The 20,683-nt window shown below is 73.5% G+C and carries 19 protein-coding genes; 10 read left to right on the forward strand and 9 right to left on the reverse strand.

The features are described from left to right. Positions 1–136: 136 nt before the first annotated feature. The 3 genes from AB0D46_RS08380 to AB0D46_RS08390 form a co-directional block, all read right to left on the reverse strand. Positions 137–547: an FKBP-type peptidyl-prolyl cis-trans isomerase gene (locus tag AB0D46_RS08380; protein WP_362876509.1), complete on the reverse strand. Its 411-nt coding sequence runs from the start codon at positions 545–547 to the stop codon at positions 137–139. 203 nt (positions 548–750) lie between these two features. Then, positions 751–2,031 (reverse strand): SWF or SNF family helicase, encoded by a 1,281-nt coding sequence (locus AB0D46_RS08385; RefSeq protein WP_362876510.1) that lies wholly within the window; start codon positions 2,029–2,031, stop codon positions 751–753. Continuing rightward, positions 2,028–5,147 (reverse strand): SNF2-related protein, encoded by a 3,120-nt coding sequence (locus AB0D46_RS08390; protein ID WP_362876511.1) that lies wholly within the window; start codon positions 5,145–5,147, stop codon positions 2,028–2,030. Before AB0D46_RS08390 ends, AB0D46_RS08385 begins: the two co-directional genes overlap by 4 nt. Before the next feature lie 88 nt (positions 5,148–5,235). On the opposite strand from AB0D46_RS08390, the gene AB0D46_RS08395 reads away from it, so the two are divergent. Together AB0D46_RS08395 and AB0D46_RS08400 are read left to right on the forward strand one after the other, a co-directional pair. After that, positions 5,236–5,415, forward strand: coding sequence for a hypothetical protein (locus tag AB0D46_RS08395; protein ID WP_362876512.1), 180 nt, complete (start codon positions 5,236–5,238; stop codon positions 5,413–5,415). Between the two features lie 29 nt (positions 5,416–5,444). Then, positions 5,445–5,990, forward strand: a complete 546-nt coding sequence (locus tag AB0D46_RS08400; protein ID WP_362876513.1) for an MOSC domain-containing protein — start codon at positions 5,445–5,447, stop codon at positions 5,988–5,990. A 221-nt stretch (positions 5,991–6,211) separates the two neighbouring features. Here the strand turns inward: AB0D46_RS08400 and AB0D46_RS08405 are convergent, their stop codons facing one another. Together AB0D46_RS08405 and AB0D46_RS08410 are read right to left on the reverse strand one after the other, a co-directional pair. Further along, positions 6,212–6,991: a hypothetical protein gene (locus AB0D46_RS08405; protein ID WP_362876514.1), complete on the reverse strand. Its 780-nt coding sequence runs from the start codon at positions 6,989–6,991 to the stop codon at positions 6,212–6,214. Positions 6,992–7,179: 188 nt separating this feature from the next. Then, the gene (locus AB0D46_RS08410) at positions 7,180–7,779 is read right to left on the reverse strand and encodes a methyltransferase domain-containing protein (protein ID WP_362876515.1); all 600 of its coding nucleotides are present in this window, start codon (positions 7,777–7,779) and stop codon (positions 7,180–7,182) included. 253 nt (positions 7,780–8,032) lie between these two features. Between AB0D46_RS08410 and AB0D46_RS08415 the strand changes: the two genes are divergently transcribed. The 5 genes from AB0D46_RS08415 to AB0D46_RS08435 all read left to right on the forward strand — a co-directional run bounded on the left by AB0D46_RS08415 (position 8,033) and on the right by AB0D46_RS08435 (position 13,052). Beyond that, positions 8,033–8,812 (forward strand): MHYT domain-containing protein, encoded by a 780-nt coding sequence (locus AB0D46_RS08415; protein ID WP_362876516.1) that lies wholly within the window; start codon positions 8,033–8,035, stop codon positions 8,810–8,812. A gap of 64 nt (positions 8,813–8,876) precedes the next feature. Then, complete coding sequence (locus AB0D46_RS08420) at positions 8,877–11,582, forward strand: nitrate- and nitrite sensing domain-containing protein (protein WP_362876517.1); 2,706 nt, start codon at positions 8,877–8,879, stop codon at positions 11,580–11,582. Continuing rightward, positions 11,582–12,025 carry a roadblock/LC7 domain-containing protein gene (locus AB0D46_RS08425; RefSeq protein ID WP_362876518.1) on the forward strand — a complete coding sequence of 148 codons (444 nt, stop codon included), beginning with the start codon at positions 11,582–11,584 and terminating at the stop codon, positions 12,023–12,025. The genes AB0D46_RS08420 and AB0D46_RS08425 overlap by 1 nt, the downstream gene beginning before the upstream one ends. After that, a complete protein-coding gene (locus tag AB0D46_RS08430; protein WP_362876519.1) occupies positions 12,022–12,423 on the forward strand; it encodes a DUF742 domain-containing protein in 402 nt (133 codons plus the stop codon). The genes AB0D46_RS08425 and AB0D46_RS08430 overlap by 4 nt, the downstream gene beginning before the upstream one ends. Beyond that, a complete protein-coding gene (locus tag AB0D46_RS08435) occupies positions 12,423–13,052 on the forward strand; it encodes an ATP/GTP-binding protein (RefSeq protein ID WP_362876601.1) in 630 nt (209 codons plus the stop codon). The genes AB0D46_RS08430 and AB0D46_RS08435 overlap by 1 nt, the downstream gene beginning before the upstream one ends. A 44-nt stretch (positions 13,053–13,096) precedes the next feature. Here the strand turns inward: AB0D46_RS08435 and AB0D46_RS08440 are convergent, their stop codons facing one another. After that, positions 13,097–13,534, reverse strand: a complete 438-nt coding sequence (locus AB0D46_RS08440) for a PPOX class F420-dependent oxidoreductase (RefSeq protein WP_362876520.1) — start codon at positions 13,532–13,534, stop codon at positions 13,097–13,099. Positions 13,535–13,640: 106 nt separating this feature from the next. Between AB0D46_RS08440 and AB0D46_RS08445 the strand changes: the two genes are divergently transcribed. Together AB0D46_RS08445 and AB0D46_RS08450 are read left to right on the forward strand one after the other, a co-directional pair. After that, positions 13,641–14,039, forward strand: coding sequence for a roadblock/LC7 domain-containing protein (locus tag AB0D46_RS08445; RefSeq protein ID WP_281209658.1), 399 nt, complete (start codon positions 13,641–13,643; stop codon positions 14,037–14,039). A gap of 424 nt (positions 14,040–14,463) precedes the next feature. After that, positions 14,464–15,180, forward strand: a complete 717-nt coding sequence (locus AB0D46_RS08450) for a DUF6397 family protein (protein ID WP_362876521.1) — start codon at positions 14,464–14,466, stop codon at positions 15,178–15,180. Here the strand turns inward: AB0D46_RS08450 and AB0D46_RS08455 are convergent. The 3 genes from AB0D46_RS08455 to AB0D46_RS08465 all read right to left on the reverse strand — a co-directional run bounded on the left by AB0D46_RS08455 (position 15,144) and on the right by AB0D46_RS08465 (position 19,235). Next, on the reverse strand, positions 15,144–15,542 hold the full coding sequence (locus tag AB0D46_RS08455; protein ID WP_362876522.1) for a YchJ family metal-binding protein: 399 nt from the start codon (positions 15,540–15,542) through the stop codon (positions 15,144–15,146). The genes AB0D46_RS08450 and AB0D46_RS08455 overlap by 37 nt on opposite strands. Before the next feature lie 104 nt (positions 15,543–15,646). Then, positions 15,647–16,549, reverse strand: a complete 903-nt coding sequence (locus AB0D46_RS08460) for an acyl-CoA thioesterase II (RefSeq protein ID WP_362876523.1) — start codon at positions 16,547–16,549, stop codon at positions 15,647–15,649. A 163-nt stretch (positions 16,550–16,712) separates the two neighbouring features. Continuing rightward, positions 16,713–19,235, reverse strand: a complete 2,523-nt coding sequence (locus AB0D46_RS08465; RefSeq protein WP_362876524.1) for a DUF3516 domain-containing protein — start codon at positions 19,233–19,235, stop codon at positions 16,713–16,715. A gap of 145 nt (positions 19,236–19,380) precedes the next feature. Between AB0D46_RS08465 and AB0D46_RS08470 the strand changes: the two genes are divergently transcribed. Next, positions 19,381–20,172, forward strand: coding sequence for a metal-dependent hydrolase (locus AB0D46_RS08470; protein ID WP_362876525.1), 792 nt, complete (start codon positions 19,381–19,383; stop codon positions 20,170–20,172). Positions 20,173–20,683 lie beyond the last annotated feature (511 nt).

The raw sequence follows: 20,683 nt of genomic DNA on the forward strand, positions 1-20,683 counted from the left end.
CTGACACCGCGGCCGCCTGCCGGACCGGAGCGCGCCGTACTCGACAGCGCCCCGACGGGCCCCGACGGACAGGGGCCGGGGCTCGGCACACGGCCGGCCGAGGGGTCCCGCAGCCGGCCGGCTATGCCGTCGCCGATCACCGGGTGGTGGTGCTCCACCCGGCCGTGCGGGAGTACGAGTCGAGCAGGTCCACCACGAAGACCAGGGTCGAGCCCGCCGGAATCAAGGACGAGGGCGACTGATTGCCGTAACCGAGACGCGGCGGAACGATGATCTCGCGCCGACCGCCGACCCTCATCCCCCGCACCCCCCGGTCCCAGCCCTTGATGACCTTGCCGCTGCCCAGGGTGAACTTGTACGGCTCCCCCCGGTCCCAGGAGGCGTCGAACTCCTTCCCGGACGCGAAGGTCACCCCGACGTAGTGGACCTTGACCGCCATGCCCGACTTCACTTCGGCCCCGTCCCCGACGACCAGGTCCCGGATGGTCAGCTCGGTAGGAGCGTCCCCCTCCGGTACGTCGACCTCGGGCTTCGTCAGTTCGCTCATGGCACCCTCACCGCTGTCCGTCGAAAGCTTCCGCACGGCAGCGGATGGACGCGCCACCGAGAATGCCGAGCCCCGGCACACACCACATCCAGCGGCCGGGGAGGATGATTTTTTCACACGGCCGCCGCACGCGCAGCGCTCGGGGAGGAGGCTAGGAGCGGGCAGGTAAACCCTCCCGCGGCCCCCTCCGGAGACCGCCGCGCTCAGGCCGGGCCGTCGGACGCGTCGGACTCCGCTTCCAGGCGGGCCAGCGCCGACGCCGGATCCGGGGCGGCCGGGCCGGCGAGGCTCCAGCGGACCCCTTCGCGGCGCAGCGGCCACCAACGGCCGTCCCGACCCAGGCGCAGCTGGTGTCGGGCGCCCGGTGCCGTCCAGCGGGCGCGCACCCGGCGCAGCTCCGGAGCGTCCTCGTCCGGCCAGGCCGCCGCCAGGGCGGAGCGGGCCCGGGCCAGGGCCGCCCGATCCGGCGACCAGTCGTCCTCCAACGCCGCGAGGCCCGGCGCCCCGCCGAAGCCCCAGGCCCGTACGGCCAGGTCCATTGCCGGCCCGTCGCGGCCGGAAGCCGCCGCCAAGCGGTAACGGAGCCGGAAGTGGCGGGCCTCGGCGGTGAGTCGTACGGCGTCCTCCGCGGCCGTCGGCGGCACCGGCGGCGCCTGCTCGACGCCGTCCGCGGCCAGCGCCCGCGCCAGCAGCCGGTACGCCTCGGACGCGGCCGCCTGCGCGAGGAACTCCACGGCGTCCACGTCCAGCCCCTCCGGCTGCGCCTCGGTGTCCAGCGTCGGCGGCTGCCCCGGAGCCGATGGCAGCCGCGGCGGCGCGGGCAGCGGGCGCGGCAGTGCCCGGGCCGCGAACACCTCTGCCGCCGGGACGCCGGCGATACCGGGCGGGGCCTCCGGTTCCGGTTCCGTTCCGGCGCTGCGGTCCTCCAGCTGGATCAGCAGGTCCCGTTCCGGGCGCCCGCGCAACAGCAGCAACAGGAACGGGTCCTGGTCCAGCAGCCGCGCCATCCGGTAGCAGAGCGCCGCCGTGTGCGGGCAGTGGTCCCATTCGCCGCAGTCGCAGCGCGGGTCGAGTTCACCGATGCCGGGCAGCAGGTCCACCCCGGCCGCCGCCGCGTCCTCGGCCAGCTCCGGCGGCACCTCGCGGTCCAACAGGGCGGCGATGTGACCCGACTCCGACACCGCCAGGTCCAGCAGCCGGTCCCATTCCGCTCCGGTGAACTCCTGGACCAGTACGTCCGTCCGGTGCGCCGTCCCGTCCGGGTCGCGCACCACCGCCGTCAGTCCGCCCGGACGCACCGACACGGCGCCGACCGCGCCGGTGCGCGCGTACCGGCGGCCCTGGCGGACCTGCTCCCCGTCGAGCGCGCCGTCCTCCAGGGACCGCAGCCAGGCGTGGCCCCACCAAGTGGTGGCGAAGGTCCGGCCGTTGTGCGGCGGCAGGGCCGGGAAGGTTTTCTCGTACGGGTCGTGCGCGCTGCTCATCGGTCGCTCCCCGGAGCCGGGCGCAGGGCCACCAGTTCGGCCAGTTCGGCGTCGGTCAGTTCGGTCAGGGCAGATTCGCCGGAGCCGAGGACGGCGTCGGCGAGGGCTCGTTTGGCTTCGAGGAGTTCGGCGATGCGGTCCTCGACGGTGCCCTCGGCGATGATCCGGTGCACCTGGACGGGTTGGGTCTGGCCGATGCGGTAGGCGCGGTCGGTGGCCTGTTCCTCGACGGCCGGGTTCCACCAGCGGTCGAAGTGCACGACGTGCCCGGCGCGGGTCAGGTTCAGGCCGGTACCGGCCGCCTTCAGCGACAGCAGGAAGACGGGCACCTCACCGGACTGGAACCGGTCGACGAGTTCCTCGCGGCGAGGGACGGGCGTCCCGCCGTGCAGGAACTGGTGGGAGACGCCGCGCGACGCCAGGTGCCGCTCCAGGATCCGGGCCATGGCCACGTACTGGGTGAACACCAGCACCGAAGCGCCCTCGGCGAGGATCGTGTCGAGGAGTTCGTCGAGCAGCTCCAGCTTCCCGGAGCGGGCGCCGTCCTGCGGGCCGGCCGGGCCGGGAGCGGGCTCCTTCAGGTACTGCGCGGGGTGGTTGCAGATCTGCTTGAGGGAGGTCAGCAGCTTGACGACCAGTCCGCGGCGTTCCATCCCGTCGGCGGCGGCGATCGCGGCGAGGGTCTCGCGCACGACCGCCTCGTACAGTCCGGCCTGTTCGCGGGTGAGGGACACCGGGTGGTCGGTCTCGGTCTTCGGCGGCAGCTCAGGCGCGATGCCGGGGTCGGACTTCTTGCGCCGCAGCAGGAACGGCCGCACCAGCGCGGCCAACCGGGCCGCGGCCCCCGGGTCGCGGCCGCTCTCGACGGGCTCGGCCCAGCGGGTGCGGAAGGTGCCGAGCCGGCCGAGGAGGCCGGGGGTGGTCCAGTCGAGCAGGGCCCACAGCTCGGACAGGTCGTTCTCCACCGGGGTGCCGGTGAGGGCGACGCGGGCCGGGGCGGGGATGGTGCGCAGCGCCTTGGCGGTCGAGGAGCGGGGGTTCTTGACGTGCTGGGCCTCGTCGGCGACGACCATGCCCCAGGGCCGGGCGGCGAGTTCGGCCGCGTCGAGGCGCATGGTGGCGTACGTGGTGAGGACGAAACCGCCGTCGACGCCGTCGAGGGTGCGGCCGCCACCGTGGAAGCGGCGTACGGGCGTGCCCGGCGCGAACCGCTCGATCTCGCGCTGCCAGTTGCCGAGGAGGGAGGCCGGGCAGACGACGAGGGTGGGCTCGGGGTGGTCCCGGTGCAGGTGCAGGGCGATGAGGGTGACCGTTTTGCCGAGGCCCATGTCGTCGGCGAGGCAGGCGCCGAGACCGAGCGAGGTCATCAGGTCCAGCCAGGCCAGCCCGCGCAGTTGGTAGTCCCGCAGGGTCGCCTTGAGCCCCTTCGGCGCAGGGGGGAGGGCGGCCCGCGCGGGATCGGCGGTGAGGCGCGACCGCAGGTCGGCGAGGGCTCCGGCGGCCGTCACCTCGACGCGTTGGCCGTCGATCTCCGTCGATCCGGTGAGTACGGCGGCCAGCGCGTCGGCGGCGGAGACCGTGACGGGCCGTTCGACGCGGGCGCGGGCGCGGCGCACCGCGGCCGGGTCGACGAGGACCCACTGGTCGCGCAGCCGGACCAGGGGGCGGTTCGCCTCGGCCAGCCGGTCGAGTTCGGCCGGGGTCAGGTCCGGGGTCCGGCCATCGAGGGAGTGCCGCCAGTCGAAGGAGAGCGGGGCGCCGGCGGAGAGCGGACCCGCGGGCGCGGAGCCGGCGGCGTGGACGGTGTGGACGGCGGGGGAGTCGATGACGGCGCGCGAGGTGAGGGTACGGGCGAGGCCGGGAGGCCACCGCACCTGGACTCCGTCGGCCGCGAGCGCCTCGGCGGCGCCGCCGAGCAACTCGGCGACGTCCTCGTCGGCGAGGTCGACCGCGTCCGGTACGGCGGCCCCGAGCAGCGGGGTCAGCGCCGGCCACAGCCGGGCCGCGCGGCGCAGTGCGCGCAGGGCGTCGAGCCGGGCACGGGGCGGGAAGGCGGCCGGGGCGGGGCCGGCCGCACCCCCCGGGGCGGCCCAGACGTCGACGGCGTCGGCGGCGAGGCCGGCGTCGGCGAGGCTGTGCAGCCGGAGCACGGCGCGCAGGGCGGGCGGGGCGTCGGGGGCGCGGGTGGCGGCGGCGCCGGGATGGCCGTCGGCGCCGGCGCCCGGGGCGTCCGCGCTCGCGCCGCCGGCCTGCGGGCCGTTGCCGTCCGGGGCGCGGAACTCGACGCGCAGGGAGATCCGTACGCCCGCGTCGTGACCGGCGGCGACCTCGTCGGCCCACGCGCGCAGGGCGTGCAGCGGTCGGACGGGCCCGGAGGGCGCCGCGAAGGCGGGGCCGCCCGCGGCGGCGGCCGCGGCGGGGGAACGGGGCAGGGTGTCGGCGACCGCGTCGAGAAAGGCCCGCAGCAGCGGTTCGGGGGCGGGCAGCAGGGGCGGCCCCTCAGCCTCCAGAGGGACGCAGTGGGCCTCGGGCGGCATGGCGGCCGCCAGCTCGCGCACCGCTTCGAGGTCGGCGGGCTCCAGCGGGCCGGTCCGCCAGGCGTCGTGACCGGCGGGGCTCAGCCCGGGCAGCAACAGCCCGCGGGCGGCGAACCCGAGGGCGAGCAACGTCGCCGCCCCCCAGAACGCCGCCGGGGCGCTCGCCCCGGGGGCGGTCCGGACCCGGGTGAGCAGCGGCAGGGCGGCGCCGACGGGCAGCACGAGGGCCGGGACGGTGGTCGGCCGCAGTGCCGGGGTGATCACGGTGAGTTCCTCGACGACACCGCCCAGGGGCCCGGGGCCCGCAAGGAGGGCCCCGGCAGCGGTCACGGCTCGCGCGGGGGATCCCGTACCGGGGGCCTCGTCCGCGGTGGGCGGGGCGCTCTCGGGGTCGGCCGGCCAGAAGGCGACGCGGCCGTCGCGCGGCGGGTCGGCGGGCAGGAAGACGGCGGAGCAGCGGATGAGGCCGGAGATCTCGGAGAGCACGCATTCCTCAAACTTGACTACTGGGTACGGGGCGGCCGAGAGTACCTCATGCGCGGGCCCCGGGGACGGCCGCGACGCGGCGACCCGGGTCATGCCGGAACCACGGTACTGCGCGGGGGAACGCACGGTCGGGGCGGAGCGTTGAGAGGGCAGTAGCCGACGCAGGAGGAGGTGTCCGCAGATGTCGAGGAGCGGAAAGGTCGCGGTGGCCGCAGTCGCGGCAGCGCTCGTGTTGTTCTGGGTGTTCGGTGTCTGGGGTCTCGTGGCCCTGGTCGCGGTACCGGCCGTCGCGTACCTCCTGTTGGACCCCTCCCAGCGTCGTCGACTGCGGGGCACATCCAGGAAGCAGCTCGGCCGCTGAGAGCGGCAAGGGCAAGGGGGACGCACTTCATGAACAAGGCACGGGTTTCGGCGGTCAGTAGCAACGGCGTGTACTCGTTCACCAAGCCGAACCGGGAGAGCATCACCCTGCTCGCCGGTCTCGGCGTGGAGGGGGACGTGCACGCCGGCGTCACGGTCAAGCACCGCTCGCGGGTGGCGCAGGACCCGACGCAGCCGAACCTCCGACAGGTGCACCTGATCCACCGCGAGCTGCTCGACGAGGTCGCCGACCGGGGATTCGACGTCGCGCCGGGCGAGCTCGGGGAGAACGTGACCACGGAGGGCATCGACCTGCTCGCGCTCCCGACCGGAACGCTGCTGGGACTCGGCGCGGAAGCGGTCGTGGAGGTGACGGGTCTGCGCAACCCGTGCCTGCAGATCGACAACTTCCGCAGGGGACTGCTCAAGCAGGTCGTCGGCCGGGACGAGGCGGGTCGGCTGGTCCGCAAGGCGGGAATCATGGGCGTGGTCCACCGGGGCGGCACGATCCACCCCGGCGACGCGATCACGGTCACCCTGCCGGCGCTCCCGCACGTCCCGCTCGAACGGGTCTGACCCGCTCGGCGCCCGCCCCGGCGCCCGCCCCGGCCCCGCGCCGGGTCGGGCAGGGTCGGTAGGAGTCCTTCTCGCGGGCCGTGGCCCACCGCGGTTGGCGGGTTTTGGTGCACGGATCGAACCCGACGAACTCGACGACCCCGCCGACCGGCACCGGTGCGCCCTGCTCCACCCGTTCTCCTGCCGTTCCCGGCCGTTCCGTCATGATTCCCCCCTCCTGCTCAGGCGGGTCGCACGGCCATCCGGTCCAGGGCCGCCAGCAGCTCCCGCAGGTCGAAATCCCCCTCGCGGGGGACGGCCAGCACCTCGCCCGGCTCGTCATCGAGCAGGACGAACGCCGAGTCGTCGGTCCGCGCCACCAGCGACCAGCCGGGGCCGTCCGCCCGTACGGTCCGCGCGCCCTCGGCCGCGAAGGACGAGCGCACCCGGCCCGCGGGCGGCGCCACGCGGGTGTACTCCGTCGCCTCCCGCAGGGCCCGCGCCAGCCCGGGGTGCGCGGCGGCCGCCGCGCCGCCGTCCGTCGCCACGCGCTCGCGCCAGTCCGCCCACTCACGGGCGATCTGGTCGGCGCCCATCCGCCGCTGCACCGGCCCCCAGACGTCCGCCGAAGGCGGGGTCAACGGCACCCGACCGGTGCCGTCCGCACCCTGGTCCGGATCGTGCGGTTCCGCGACGCCCGGCGCGGACACCGTCAGTTCCAGCGGCCAGCCCGCCAGCGAGACCACGATGGTCCGCTCGTCGGGCGACAGGTCGTACTCCATGCCGCAGTCCCAGGAGGCGATGGCGGCGGCCACGAGCGAGACGTCGTCCACGACGACCGTCCAGCGCGCCCCCTCCTCGTCCTGCCCGAGCACCAGCCCGTACCCGTCCGGGTCCGGGCGGACGCCCAGCAGGGCGCAGGCCTGCGGGAAGTCGTCGCCCAGGACGGCAGGGAACTGCGTGGGGGTCAGCAGCACGGCGGTCAGCACGTACAGCGAGCCCCCGTCCTCCTCGTCGGACACGTGGCCTCCCGATCGCTCTCTCGTCGGCGCACCTTAACCAGCGGGTAACACACACGTCGAGAGCAGGAGGAGGCCGATTTCCCAGCCCCCACCTGTACGTACGGTCGGACACCCGCCACGGAACGGGATATCGGCGCGCGATCCGACCGGCCGGGGGAGACCCTCCGGCCCGAGCGGGCCCCCGGGGTTCAGCCGCGGCGATCGGCCAGGACCAGGAAACGGTGGTCCTCGTCGGCGTAGCGGGCCATCTCCCAGCCCGAGCGGGACAGCAACGCGCCGAGGTTGTGCTCGGCCCGCAGGTCGTCGGGGGTGAGCTCCCGGCCGTGGCGTGCGGCGAGCGCGGCGCGGCCGATCGGATGGAACAGCGCGAGCCGGCCGCCGGGGCGGACCACGCGGGCCAGCTCGCGCAGGTTGGCCTCCGGATCGGGCAGGTGGGCGATCAGGCCGGCCGCGAACACCGCGTCCAAGGCGCCGTCGCGCAGCGGCAATCGGGCCACGTCGGCGCGCAGGAGCGTGCCGTCGGCCCCGCGCCCGGCCTCCCGCGCGGCGGCCAGCATCTCCTCGGTGAGATCGACGCCGACCACCGTCCCGGCGGCTCCGACGGCCCCGCGCAACGGGGGCAGAGCCCGGCCGGTCCCGCAGCCCGCGTCGAGCACCCGGTCCCCGGGGCGCAGCCCGCACTCGGCGACGGCCTCCGCGAAGGCGGGTCCGTCCTCGGGGAACTTCCGGTCCCAGGCGCCGGCGCGCGGCCCGAAGAACTCCTGCACGTGCGTGTGGTCTCGGCTCATGAGCCCATGATCCCGCACGGCGGTGTGCTCACGAGGTCCCGGCCGGCGCCCTCGGGCCTCTCCGATGTCCGTGGCGCATGCCGTGCCGGCGCTGCGTGCGCAGGATGGCGCAGTGCCATGCCTTCGCTGCGTGCGCAAGGTGGCACGTGGTGTGATCGCAGATGAACGTAGCTCTGTCATATTCCAGCAGTTCCAGCGGCTTTCGAAATGCTCCCCGTGTTCGTGCCCTCACCCGGACTAGCGTCCCGTGGCCATGGGACACCTGGACCACGCCGCCTATGGCTGGCTGACACCCGCACTGTCGTACGTGATGGCATCGATCGGCGCCGCTCTCGGGCTGCGCTGCACCGTCCGTGCGCTCGCCGCGACGGGCGCCTCCCGCCGCAACTGGCTGCTCACCGCCGCCTCGGCCATCGGCACCGGCATCTGGACGATGCACTTCGTCGCGATGCTCGGCTTCCACGTCACCGGCACCGAGATCCGCTACCACGTCCCGCTGACCATCCTCAGCCTCCTCGTCGCCGTACTCGTCGTCGGCGCCGGCGTCTTCGCCGTCGGCTACGGCAGGAACCGGGGCCGGGCCCTCGTCCTCGGCGGCCTGACCACCGGGCTCGGCGTCGCGAGCATGCACTACCTCGGAATGGCGGCGCTGCGCCTGCACGGACAGGTCACCTACCGGCCGGTCACCGTCGGGCTCTCCGTCGCCATCGCCGTGATCGCCGCCACCGCCGCGCTCTGGGCGGCCCTCAACATCAAATCGCCGGTCGCCGTGGCCGGGGCCTCGCTGGTCATGGGCGCCGCCGTCAGCAGCATGCACTACACCGGGATGGCCGCCGTCGCCGTCCGCGTCACCCCCTCGGACGCGGCGCTCCACGGCGCCACGGCCATGCAGTTCATCTTCCCCCTCGCGGTTGGCCTCGGCTCCTACCTCTTCATCACCGCCGCCTTCGTCGCGCTCTCCCCGACCGCCGACGAACGCGCCGCCTCGGCCTCCGCCCGCACCCTCGGTGAGGCCGCGCTCCCCGCCCGCTGAACCACGCCGCCCCCCACCCAGCCCCCCCACGACCTTCGTACGCACCGCCCGGATCGAGGAGCCCATGCGCACACCCCGCAGCAGACCGGATGCAGCGTCCGAGCGGTCGCCCGCGCCCCCCGCGCGCGGCCGCCGGGCGCACGCGGGGCCACCGGCCGAGGAGTCCGAGGAGGAGCGGGCCGCCGGCCCCGGCGCGGGCCCGACCGGAGGCGGGACGCGGCCCCGGATCCGGCTGCGGCCCGCCACCGTCCGGGCGAAGATCGTCTCCCTGCTGATGGTCCCGGTGGTCTCACTGCTCGCCCTCTGGGCCTTCGCCACGGTGAGCACCGCCCAGGACGTCGCCGCGATCAACAGGCTCCGCCAGGTCGATGCCGAGATACGCACCCCCGTCGCCACCGCCCTCGCCGAGCTCCAGGCCGAACGCCGGGCGGCCGTCCGCTTCCTCGCCGACCCCGCCGCCGACCGGGGAGCCGCCCTGGCCCAGCAGGTCCGGCGCACCGACGACGCCGTACGGAGCCTGCGCCTCGGCGACCGCCACACCGTCGCCGACTCCGGGGACTACGGCGCAGACGTCGTCACCCGGCTCGGGGACTTCGTCACCGCCGCCGAGGGCCTCGGATCCGTCCGCAAGGACATCACCGACCGCCGCGCGACCCCGGAGGCGGCCTACGCGACGTACACGCGCCTGACCGATTCCGCCCTCGCCGTCGAAGGGACCCTCTCCGGCGGGCGGAACCCCGAACTCGGCTCCGACGCCCGCGTCCTGCTGGAGTTCGCCCGGGCCGCGGAGCTACTGGCCCGCGAGGACGCCCTGCTCGCCCTGCCCGGCCCGCGGAGCGCCGAAACGCTTCGCCGGCTGGCCGGCACCGTCGAGTCCCGGCGCGCGCTGACCGAGGCCGCAGCCGGGGACCTGCCCGCCGCCGGGAGGCAGGCCTGGGAAGCCGCCGCCAGGAGCGGCGCGTACGCCGACCTCACCGGGGCCGAGGACCGGGTACTGGCGCCGGCCGCCCCGGCGGCGACCGGCAACGGCAACGGCAGCGCCAACGCGGCGGTGCGCGAGGCGGCGGGCGTCCCCGCCGGATGGGAGGCGGCGTACACGGGGATCAGCAGCTCCATGAAGGAGATCCGCGAAGCCGCCCACGCCGAAGCCGCGGACCGGGCGGATCCGTTCACCGAAGGGGCGTTGAGCCCCGCCGGCGCCGCCGTGCTGCTCGGCCTGGCCGCCGTCGCCGCCTCCCTCGTCATCTCCGTCCGCATCGGCCGGGCCCTCGTCGTGGAACTGGTCTCGCTGCGCAACACCGCCCTGTACATCGCACACCGCGAACTGCCGGACGCCATGGACCGCTTGCGTGCCGGCCAGACCATCGACGTAGACGCCGAGACCCCGCCCGGACGGTCCGCCGACGACGAGATCACCCAGGTCGGGGAGGCGCTGTCCACCGTCCACCGGGCCGCCCTGAGCGCCGCGGTCGAACGCGCCGAACTCGCCGGCGGGGTCAGCGGGGTGTTCGTCAACCTCGCCCGCCGCAGCCAGGTCCTCGTCCACAAGCAGCTCACCCTCCTCGACTCGATGGAGCGCCGAGCGGACGATCCGGGCGAACTCGGCGACCTCTTCCGCCTCGACCACCTCACCACGCGGATGCGTCGGCACGCCGAGAGCCTGATCATCCTCTCGGGCGCCGCCCCCGGGCGCGCGTGGCGGATGCCGGTCCCGCTGACGAACGTGGTCCGCGCGGCCGTCTCCGAGATCGAGGATTACCAGCGCGTCGAGGTGCGCGGGCTCGCCGAGGCCGCCGTCTCCGGCGGCGCGGTCGCCGACCTCACCCACCTGCTCGCCGAACTGATCGAGAACGCGACGCAGTTCTCGCCCCCGCACACCAAGGTCCGGGTCAGCGGCGAGCCCGTCGGCACCGGATACGTCCTGGAGGTCGAGGACCGCGGCCTCGGCATGGGCCGCGAGGTGCTGGCGGCGGCGAACCGACGGATCGAGCACTCCGAGGACCTCGACCTGTTCGACAGCGACCGCCTCGGGCTCTTCGTGGTCAGTCGCCTTTCCACCCGCCACGCGATCCAGGTCCACCTGCGCACCTCCCCCTACGGGGGCACCACCGCGGTGGTCCTGCTGCCCAATTCCCTGCTCCAAGGCGCGATCGCCGCACCGCCCGCCGGCGCGGAAGCGCCCCGTGAACCGGCCGAGTCGCCGGCGGGAGCCGCCCGGGTGCCGTCACGGACACCGGCCGTGAGCGTCGTACGGGAACCCGTGCGCGGCCTGCCCGCCCCGACCCGGGAACGGGCCACCGCCCCGGCCTCCGGTTCCGGGGCCCTGCGGCAACGGCCCGCCCCGGTGGCCTCGCTGCGGCCGCGCGGCCCCGGGGGCGCGGCCACCCGTACCGACCCGGCACCGGCAGCCGCGCCTTCCGGATCGGCGCCGGGTCCGGACGCCGCTCCCGTACCGGGGTCCGCCGCCTCCGGGGTCCGGGCGTCCGGTTCCGGTTCGGGGTCCGCGTCGGCCTCCGGGTCCCCGTCCCCTTCCCCGTCGGTGCCCGTTGCTTCGGTGACCGAGCTGCCCCGTCGGGTCCGTCAGGCCAGCCTGGTTCCGCAGTTGCGCGAGGCCCCCGAACCGAAGGCACCCCCGGGTTCGGTGCGGACCGAGGAGCCGCCCGGGCGCAGCCCCGAAGAGGCCCGGAACCGGATGGCCGCCTACCGGGACGGCTGGGCGCGCGGCACCCGGGAGAACTCCCCCCACGCACGCAGCGAAGGAGAAGTGTGATGAGCGAACACCACGGGATCGACCTCGACGGCGTCCGCCGGTCCGGCGAACTGGACTGGCTGCTCGACGACCTGGTGACGCGGGTCCGAGAGGTGCGGCACGCGGTGGTCCTGTCCAACGACGGGCTGGCGGTGGGCTCGTCCAGTGCGCTCGGCCGGGAGGACGCCGAGCATTTGGCGGCCGTCGCCTCCGGGTTGCACAGCCTCGCCAAGGGCGCGGGACGGCACTTCCACGCCGGGGGCGTACGGCAGACGATGGTGGAGATGGACGAGGGCTTCCTCTTCGTCGCGGCGGCCGGTGACGGTTCCTGCCTGGCCGTCCTCAGCGCGGCGGGCGCCGACATCGGTCTGGTCGCCTACGAGATGGCCCGGCTGGTCAAGCGGGTCGGCGAACACCTCTACACACCGGCCCGGTTCGCGGCGCAACCGCCGTCCGCAGAGTGACGGCGACGGCCCGGCACGTGGACGGTCGCTGGTACGACGCCGAGGCGGGGCCCCTCGTACGCCCCTACGCCATGACGGGCGGGCGCACCAAGCCCGGCCCGCACGGGGTCCGCTTCGACCTGATCGCGCTGGTCGTGGTGGACCCGGACGCCTCCGGGGACGCGGACGAGGCGTTGCTCGGTCCGGAACACCGGGCCCTGCTCGGGTCGTGCCGCTCCGAGACCCAGTCGGTGGCGGAACTCGCCGCGGACGCGGATCTTCCGGTGGGCGTCGTGCGGGTGCTGCTGGGGGACCTGTTGGAGGCGGGGCACGTCAAGGTGAGCCGGCCGGTGCCGCCCGCGCAACTGCCGGACGAGCGGATTCTGCGTGAAGTCATCGAGGGATTGCGAGCGCTGTGATGGGACTGCACGACGACGGGCCCGCGCGGGCCGCGGGTTCGGGGACGGACGGGGACCTGGCCGCGCTCGCGCTGAAGATCCTGGTGGCCGGCGGCTTCGGGGTGGGCAAGACCACCCTCGTGGGCGCCGTCAGCGAGATCCGGCCGCTGCGGACCGAGGAACTGCTGAGCGAGGCGGGCGAACTGGTCGACGACACCGGCGGGGTGGACCAGAAGACCACGACGACCGTGGCGATGGACTTCGGCCGGATCACCATCAGGTCGGGGCTGTCGCTGTACCTGTTCGGCACGCCGGGCCAGGACCGCTTCTGGTTCCTGTGGGACGAGTTGTCGCAAGGGGCGTTGGGGGCGGTCGTACTGGCCGACACCCGCCGGTTGGAGGACTGCTTCCCGGCGGTCGACTACTTCGAGCACCGGCGGATCCCGTTCGTCGTTGCCGTCAACTGCTTCTCGAACGCCCGGCGTTTCGGGGCGAACGAGGTGGCGCGGGCACTGGACCTGGATCAGGGCACGCCGGTGGTGCTGTGCGACGCCCGGGACAAGGACTCGGGCAAGGAAGTGCTGATCAGGCTGGTCGAGTATGCCGGGCGGATGCACACCGCCCGGCTGCTCGACTCGGTGGGGCCGTAGGTCGGCCCCGCGGACCGGCGCGACGGACCGGCCCTGCTGGAGGGTCAGTCCGCGACACCGGCCGTCGCGATCACCTTGTCGATGGAGACACGGACGAGGAGTTCACCGGGCACGGCGTTGCGCCGGCCGAAGGCCTCGCCGCGTTCCTCGCCCATGTACCGCGCGGCGATCCGGGTGGCCCAGTGGAGGGTCTCCTGCGGGGCGTCGGCGTAGTCGGCGATCGTGGCGCGGCCCTGGAGGACCGCGTAGGCGAAGGGCGGTCGGTCGTCGTCCACACAGAGGGAGAGGCGACCGTCACGGGCCAGATTCCGCCCCTTGACGGTGTCCTTACCGGTGTTGAACAGGAAGGAATCGCCGTCGAGTACGAACCAGATGGGAGCGATGTGCGGGCTTCCGTCCTCGCGGACGGTCGCCAGCTTTCCGGTGCGGGTGCCGTGGGAGACGAACGCCCGCCATTCCTCTTGAGTCATCTTCTGTGCCATGGGCCCATCCTCCTTGCCGGAAAGCCCCTGGTGGGGAAGGCTGGCGGAACGACTACGCGGGGTGGGGCGCGGCCATGTCGGCCGCGTTGACGGGGAGGGGCTGGAAATGGCACTGGACAAGCAACTGGACTGGTTGCTGGATGATTTGACGCGCAGGGTTCAGCAGGTCCGGCACGCGGTGGTGCTGTCGAACGACGGCCTGGTGACGGCGGCCACGGCGGGACTGGCGAGGGAGGACGCGGAGCACCTGGCGGCCGTGGCGGCCGGCCTGCAGAGCCTCGCGAAGGGCTCCGGACGGCACTTCCGGGCGGGTGAGGTGCGTCAGACGATGGTGGAGTACGACGAGGGGTTCCTCTTCGTGGTGGCGGCGGGCTCGGGCAGTTGCCTGTGCGCGCTCAGTGCCGCTGAGGCGGACATCGTCCAGGTCGCGTACGAGATGACGCTGCTGGTCAACCGGGTGGGTGAGCACTTGGGCGTCGCGGAGCGACGGATCACCGGAGGCTGAGGGTCGGGGGTCGGGGGTCGGGGGTCGGGGGTCGGTCCGGGTTATCCACAGGGCCGGCGGGCTTTCGTCACGTTGGGTTACTGTCTTCACACAGAGTGATCGCCACTCGTGGGGGAGGGCCGTGATGAAGACAGTGTTGAAGGCAGTGTTGAACACCGTGGTGATGAGTGCTGCGGCGAATGCCGTGACGACGACCGCGATGGACAGCCTGAAGCCAGTGCAAGCACCAGCACCAGCACCAGCACCAGCGCAGGCGGAAGCGGTAGCGGACTCGAACGCGGACGCGGTATCGGCCACCGAGGCGTGCGTGCGACCGGCGGCGGCCGCGACGGCCGCGCGGGTCGTGTTCGTGGAGGCGGACCCTCGGGGGGAACCGAGGCCGGACGCCTTGCTCGGTGGGGTCCGGGCGGCGAGGGAACTGGGATTGGGACGGGCGGAGTTCGCGCGCGCCGTGCAACTGGGGCTGGTACGGGCCGGCCCGCGGGTGGGCGGCGCGGCCCGCTTCACCCGGGCGGAACTGGACCGGGTCAAGGCGGCCGAGGGCTTCCCGGACGCGTTGCGCGCCCGGGTCGAGACGGTGGCCGGGGCCGATGCCGGAGCGAGGTTGCTGGGGATCGGGCCGAGCCGCTTCACCCGTCTCGCGCGCTGCGGACACCTCACCCCGGTCGGGTACCGGGTCAACCGCTACCGCGTCGTCGTATGGCTCTATCTGGGCGCGGAACTGAGGGAGTTCGCCGCCGAGCGGCCGGGGGTGCTGCGCGGGGCCGCGTCCGAGGCGGACCGGGAGCTGATCGGCGCCCGGGCGGACCTGCGGCCCGTCCGATGGCGCGACCGGCACGTGGGCCTGCTGCTGAGACGGACCTCCGATCCGTGGGAGCGGGCGGCCGTGCTGGCCTCCATCCTCCCCGAGGAGCAGGTCCGGAGCGCGGTACCTGATCCGGCCGAGCGGATCGTGCTGGCCGCGCTCGCCCCGCCCCCGCCCTACGGCCACCCGCAGGTGCCGGCGGCCGCGGCGGTGGCACGGCGGCTCCTGCGGGCGCAGCCACCCGACGAGATCGAGCGGTACCGCGTCGGCCTGGACCTCGCTCTGGTCAGTGCCCGAGGTCAGTCGAACGTGACGGGGGACAGGGGGCCGACGTAGACCCAGGCGCCGTCCTCGCGGGAGAAGGCGCTGTGCTCGTGCAGGGAGCCCGTATGACCGCCTTCGCGGTAGTGCGCGCGGAACTCCACGGAGCCCTCCGTCTCGAACATGCCGCCCCGCGCGGTGGCGAGGATCTCCAGGCGCTCCCAGCGCTGTTCGGGATCCAGGTCGAGCCGGCGCGGGCGGGTCGAGGAGTGCCAGGAGCGCATCAGGTAGGCGGTGTCGCCGAGCGCGAAGGCGCTGAAGCGCGAACGCATCAACAGCTCGGCGGTGGGCGCCTGGCCGCCCGCGAGGAAGCGACCGCAGCACGCCGGATAGGCGGTGGGCAGCCCGCAAGGACAGGGGAGGGCCGGGGTGGGCATGGGTGTGCTCGGTTCTTCCGGTGAGGAGGGCGGACGGCAGCCACCGCGGCGGACGCCCGCCGCGGCGGCGGTGACCACTGACGTGACGGGTGGCTCGCCGGCGGTTACTGGGGCGACACGGCCGGCTTGGCCGCGTCGGACGCGTACGGGCGGAACAGGCCCTCCTGGACCACGGAGACCAGCAGCCTGCCCTCGACGTCGTAGATCCGGCCCCGGGCCAGCCCGCGACCGCCGTGGGCGATGGGCGACTCCTGGTCGTACAGGAACCACTCGTCCGCCCGGAAGGGCCGGTGGAACCACATGGCGTGGTCCAGGGAGGCCATGTCGAAACCGCGCATGCCCCACAGGGGTTCGACCGGGATGCGCACGGCGTCGAGGAGGGTCATGTCACTGGCGTAGGTGAGGGCGCAGGTGTGCACGAGCGGGTCGTCGCCCAGCGGGCCGACCGCCCGCATCCACACCGCGCTGCGAGGGTCGGCGTCCTTGAGGTCCTCCGGGGTCCAGCGCAGCCGGTCCACGTAACGGATGTCGAAGGGCTGGCGGCGGGCCATCCGCTCCAGCGCCTCGGGCAGCGCGCCCAGGTGCTCGCGGATCTCGTCCGCGACCTTCGGGAGGTCGTCCGGGTGCGGGAAGTCGAGGCGAGGGGGCAGTTGGTGCTCGATGCCGCCCTCTTCGGGGTGATGGAAGGAAGCGGTCAGATTGAAGATGGTCTTGCCCTGTTGGACCGCGGTGACCCGGCGCGTGGTGAAGGAACGCCCGTCGCGCACCCGCTCCACCTGGTACACGATCGGCACGCCGGGGATGCCCGGACGCAGGAAGTACGCGTGGAGGGAGTGGACCGGACGGTCGCTCTCGGTGGTGCGGCCCGCCGCGACCAGGGCCTGGCCGGCCACCTGCCCGCCGAAGACGCGTTGGAGGGATTCCTGCGGGCTGGCGCCCCGGAAGATGTTGACCTCGATCTGCTCCAGGTCGAGCAGGTCGACGAGTCTCTCGGCGGGGTTCGTCATCAGAGGTTCTCCACTGTCGGGTCCGGCGGGAACGGCGGGTCCCTCGGATGCCGGGGCCGCGTCGGGTACGGAGGGTTCGTCGGGTACGGAGGGCTTGTCGGCGGCTGGGGGGCCGTCGGGTGTGAGCGGTCCGTCGGGCGGGACGGCCGCCTACGGGGGCGGGTCAGAGTTGGCCGAGCTCGCCGACCGAGGTGACCCGGAGCACGGCCCGACCCTCCTCGTCGGACGCCGCGAGGTCGACCTCGGCACTGATGCCCCAGCCATGGTCACCGTTCGGGTCGGCGAAGGTCTGGCGGACGCGCCACAGCCCGTGCGCCGGATCCTCCTCGATCTGCAGGAGCTTGGGGCCGCGGGCGTCGGGACCCGTACCGAGGTCGTCGTACTCGTCCCAGTAGCCGTCCATGGCCTCGCCCCAGGCGTCGGCGTCCCAACCGGACTCGGCGTCCAGCTCGCCCAACACGTTGACGTGGTCCAGGGCCGCCAGCTCGACCCGGCGGAACATGGCGTTGCGGACCAGCACGCGGAACGCGCGGGAGTTCGCCGTGACCGGCTTGACCTGGTCGGCCTTCTCCTGGGCCTGCTCCGCCGTCTCCACCTCCGGGTTCGCCAACTGCTCCCACTCGTCCAGCAGGCTGGAATCGACCTGCCGGACCAGCTCGCCCAGCCAGGCGATGAGGTCCTGGAGGTCCTCGGACTTCAGGTCGTCCGGGATGGTGTGGTCCAGCGCCTTGTACGCGCCGGCCAGGTAGCGCAGCACGATGCCCTCGGTGCGGGCCAGCTCGTAGTGGGAGGTGAACTCGGTGAAGGTCATCGCCCGCTCGTACATGTCGCGGACGATCGACTTCGGGGAGACGGGGTGGTCCCGGACCCACGGGTGGCTCTTGCTGTACACGTCGTAGGCGTGGAGCAGCAGCTCTTCGAGCGGCTTGGGGTAGGTGACCTCCTGGAGCCGCTCCATCCGCTCCTCGTACTCGATCCCGTCGGCCTTCATGGCGCCGATCGCCGTGCCGCGTTCCTTGTTCTGCTGCGCGGCCAGGATCTGGCGCGGGTCGTCCAGGGTCGACTCGACGACGGAGACCATGTCCAGGGCGTAGGACGGGGACTCGGGGTCCAGCAGGTCGAAGGAGGCCAGCGCGAAGGTCGACAGCGGCTGGTTCAGCGCGAAGTCCTGCTGGAGGTCGACGGTGAGCCGGATGGTGCGGCCCTCGGCGTCCGGGGTGTCGAGCTTCTCGACGACCCCGCCGTCCAGCAGCGAACGGTAGATCGCGATTGCCCGGCGGATGTGCCGCAGCTGCGCCTTGCGCGGCTCGTGGTTGTCCTCCAGCAGGTGGCGCATCGCCTTGAAGGCGTCGCCCGGTCGGGCGATGACCGACAGCAGCATGATGTTGGTGACCTTGAAGCGCGAGGTCAGCGGTTCCGGATCGGCGCCGATCAGCTTCTCGAAGGTGGTGTCCGACCAGGCCACGAAGCCCTCGGGGGCCTTCTTGCGGACCACCTTGCGGCGCTTCTTCGGGTCGTCGCCGGCCTTCGCCAGGGCCTTCTCGTTCTCGATGACGTGCTCGGGCGCCTGCGCGACCACGAACCCGGCCGTGTCGAAGCCCGCCCGGCCGGCCCGGCCGGCGATCTGGTGGAACTCGCGGGCGCGCAGCGTGCGGACCCGGTTGCCGTCGTACTTGGTGAGGGCGGTGAACAGCACCGTGCGGATCGGTACGTTCACGCCGACGCCCAGGGTGTCGGTGCCGCAGATGACCTTCAGCAGACCGGCCTGCGCCAGCTTCTCGACGAGACGCCGGTACTTGGGCAGCATGCCGGCGTGGTGCACGCCGATGCCGTGGCGGACGTAGCGGGAGAGGTTCTGGCCGAACTTCGTGGTGAAGCGGAAGTTGCCGATCAGCTCCGCGATCTTGTCCTTCTCCTCGCGGGTGCACATGTTGATGCTCATCAGCGACTGCGCCCGCTCGACCGCCTGGGCCTGGGTGAAGTGCACGATGTACACCGGGGACTGTCGGGTCTCCAACAGCTCGGTGATGGTGTCGGTGATCGGCGTGGTCACGTACTCGTACGACAGCGGCACGGGCCGGGTCGCCGAGCGGACCACCGAGGTGGGCCGGCCGGTGCGCCGGGTCAGGTCCTCCTCGAACCGCTTCATGTCGCCGAGGGTCGCCGACATCAGGATGAACTGGGCCTGCGGGAGCTCCAGCAGCGGGATCTGCCAGGCCCAGCCGCGGTCCGCCTCGGCATAGAAGTGGAACTCGTCCATGACGACCTGGCCGATGTCGGCGTACTTGCCGTCGCGCAGGGCGATGGAGGCGAGCACCTCGGCCGTGCAGCAGATCACCGGGGCGTCGGCGTTCACGGAGGCGTCACCGGTCAGCATGCCGACGTTCTCGGTGCCGAACATCTTGCACAGGTCGAAGAACTTCTCCGAGACCAGCGCCTTGATCGGAGCGGTGTAGAAGGTGACCTTGTCCTGGGCCAGCGCGGTGAAGTGGGCGCCCGCCGCGACCAGGCTCTTGCCGGAGCCGGTCGGCGTGGAGAGGACCACGTTCGCTCCGGAGACGACCTCGATCAGTGCCTCCTCCTGCGCCGGGTACAGGGTGATGCCCTGGTCCTCCGCCCACGAGGAGAAAGCCTCGAAGAGGGCATCGGGGTCGGCGTTCGGCGGGATCTGATCAATGAGGGTCACACCCCCCATCTTGCCTGGCTTCCCCCCGGATCCGGGAACCGGCGGACCAGAGGAAGATCACCGCCGGTACGCTGAGCCGTCCGGGCGGCCCGATCGACACTTTCCACAGGGCGCCCACACCGAGTTACCTGGGCGGGGAACGAGCATGATGGGTCCGGCGCACTCACTGTCGGGAGCAGCGGCCTGGTTGGGAGTGGGCGCCGCCGCGGCCGCCTACGGGCAGCCGATGCCGTGGCCGGTCCTCGTCGTCGGCGCGCTCATCTGCGCGGGAGCCGCCCTCGCCCCCGACCTCGACCACAAGTCGGCGACGATCTCCCGCGCCTTCGGACCCCTCTCCCGGGTCCTGTGCGAGATCGTCGACAAGATCTCGTACGCCGTCTACAAGGCGACCCGCTCCCCGCGCGACGCCCGCCGCACCGGCGGTCACCGCACCCTGACCCACACCTGGCTCTGGGCCGTCCTCATCGGCGGGGGATCCTCCGCCCTCGCGGTCACCACCGACCGCTGGGGTGTCCTCGTCCTGCTCTTCGTCCACCTCGTGCTGGCCGTCGAGGGGTTGCTGTGGCGGGCGGCCCGGATGTCGAGCGACGTCCTGGTCTGGCTGCTCGGCGCGACAAGTGCGTGGATCCTGGCCGGGGTCCTCGACCAGCCGGGCAACGGCGCGGGCTGGCTGTTCACCGAGCCGGGCCAGGAGTACCTGTGGTTGGGCCTTCCCATCCTGCTCGGCGCCCTGGTCCACGACGTCGGCGACGCCCTGACCGTGTCGGGCTGCCCCATCCTGTGGCCGCTGCCGATCGCCGGGAAGCGTTGGTACCCGATCGGCCCGCCCAAGATGATGCGCTTCCGCGCCGGCAGCTGGGTCGAGCTGAAGGTCCTGATGCCCGTGTTCATGGTGCTCGGCGGGGTGGGCGGCGCGGCCGCCCTGAACCTCTTCTAGGGCGCCGAGGCGCTGCGGCGCCGCGGCACCCACCGGCCGAGGGCCGGCCACCGTGAGGCCGTCTGGTCAGGCGTGTTCCGGGCGGACATCATCTGCTCCGACGAGCCGTGGGAGCCGCCGGCTCGCGCGACGTCCGGGGGGACTCATGGCCGGCGGCGGCAGAACGCTCGCCGCGGGCGCGGCGGTGATGGTCCTCGCGGCGCTCGCCTCGCCCCACCCGCCCACGCGGATGCGGGGGCGACCGGCACGGCCGCCGCGTCGGGGACGCTGTGCAGGCCGGCGCTGCGCGTACTGGAGTCGCTGCCGGGGCCGGACGGGGCAATCCCCGGGTGTACACCGACCAGAGGAACGGCGTCGGAGCGGCCGATCTGTCCGTCGGGGTCTCCCGGGAGAAGGCCGCCTACTGGCTCGGCGCCGCCGTGCACGCCGTACCGCTGCCGGCCGGGCCGGCGGGGGCAGCCTCGAAGCCGTCAACCGGCACGGCCTCATGGTCGGCACGCCCACCACCCCC

Source organism: Streptomyces sp. NPDC048383 (assembly GCF_040651775.1).
Classification (GTDB): Bacteria; Actinomycetota; Actinomycetes; order Streptomycetales; family Streptomycetaceae; genus Streptomyces.

Bases quoted from the DNA above. Each gene is read 5' to 3' on its own strand.
- AB0D46_RS08380 (WP_362876509.1), bottom strand. From the start codon at position 547: ATGAGCGAACTGACGAAGCCCGAGGTCGACGTACCGGAGGGGGACGCT.
- AB0D46_RS08385 (WP_362876510.1), bottom strand. From the start codon at position 2,031: ATGAGCAGCGCGCACGACCCGTACGAGAAAACCTTCCCGGCCCTGCCG.
- AB0D46_RS08390 (WP_362876511.1), bottom strand. From the start codon at position 5,147: ATGACCCGGGTCGCCGCGTCGCGGCCGTCCCCGGGGCCCGCGCATGAG.
- AB0D46_RS08395 (WP_362876512.1), top strand. From the start codon at position 5,236: ATGTCGAGGAGCGGAAAGGTCGCGGTGGCCGCAGTCGCGGCAGCGCTC.
- AB0D46_RS08400 (WP_362876513.1), top strand. From the start codon at position 5,445: ATGAACAAGGCACGGGTTTCGGCGGTCAGTAGCAACGGCGTGTACTCG.
- AB0D46_RS08410 (WP_362876515.1), bottom strand. From the start codon at position 7,779: ATGAGCCGAGACCACACGCACGTGCAGGAGTTCTTCGGGCCGCGCGCC.
- AB0D46_RS08415 (WP_362876516.1), top strand. From the start codon at position 8,033: ATGGGACACCTGGACCACGCCGCCTATGGCTGGCTGACACCCGCACTG.
- AB0D46_RS08420 (WP_362876517.1), top strand. From the start codon at position 8,877: ATGCGCACACCCCGCAGCAGACCGGATGCAGCGTCCGAGCGGTCGCCC.
- AB0D46_RS08425 (WP_362876518.1), top strand. From the start codon at position 11,582: ATGAGCGAACACCACGGGATCGACCTCGACGGCGTCCGCCGGTCCGGC.
- AB0D46_RS08435 (WP_362876601.1), top strand. From the start codon at position 12,423: ATGGGACTGCACGACGACGGGCCCGCGCGGGCCGCGGGTTCGGGGACG.
- AB0D46_RS08440 (WP_362876520.1), bottom strand. From the start codon at position 13,534: ATGGCACAGAAGATGACTCAAGAGGAATGGCGGGCGTTCGTCTCCCAC.
- AB0D46_RS08445 (WP_281209658.1), top strand. From the start codon at position 13,641: ATGGCACTGGACAAGCAACTGGACTGGTTGCTGGATGATTTGACGCGC.
- AB0D46_RS08455 (WP_362876522.1), bottom strand. From the start codon at position 15,542: ATGCCCACCCCGGCCCTCCCCTGTCCTTGCGGGCTGCCCACCGCCTAT.
- AB0D46_RS08460 (WP_362876523.1), bottom strand. From the start codon at position 16,549: ATGACGAACCCCGCCGAGAGACTCGTCGACCTGCTCGACCTGGAGCAG.
- AB0D46_RS08470 (WP_362876525.1), top strand. From the start codon at position 19,381: ATGATGGGTCCGGCGCACTCACTGTCGGGAGCAGCGGCCTGGTTGGGA.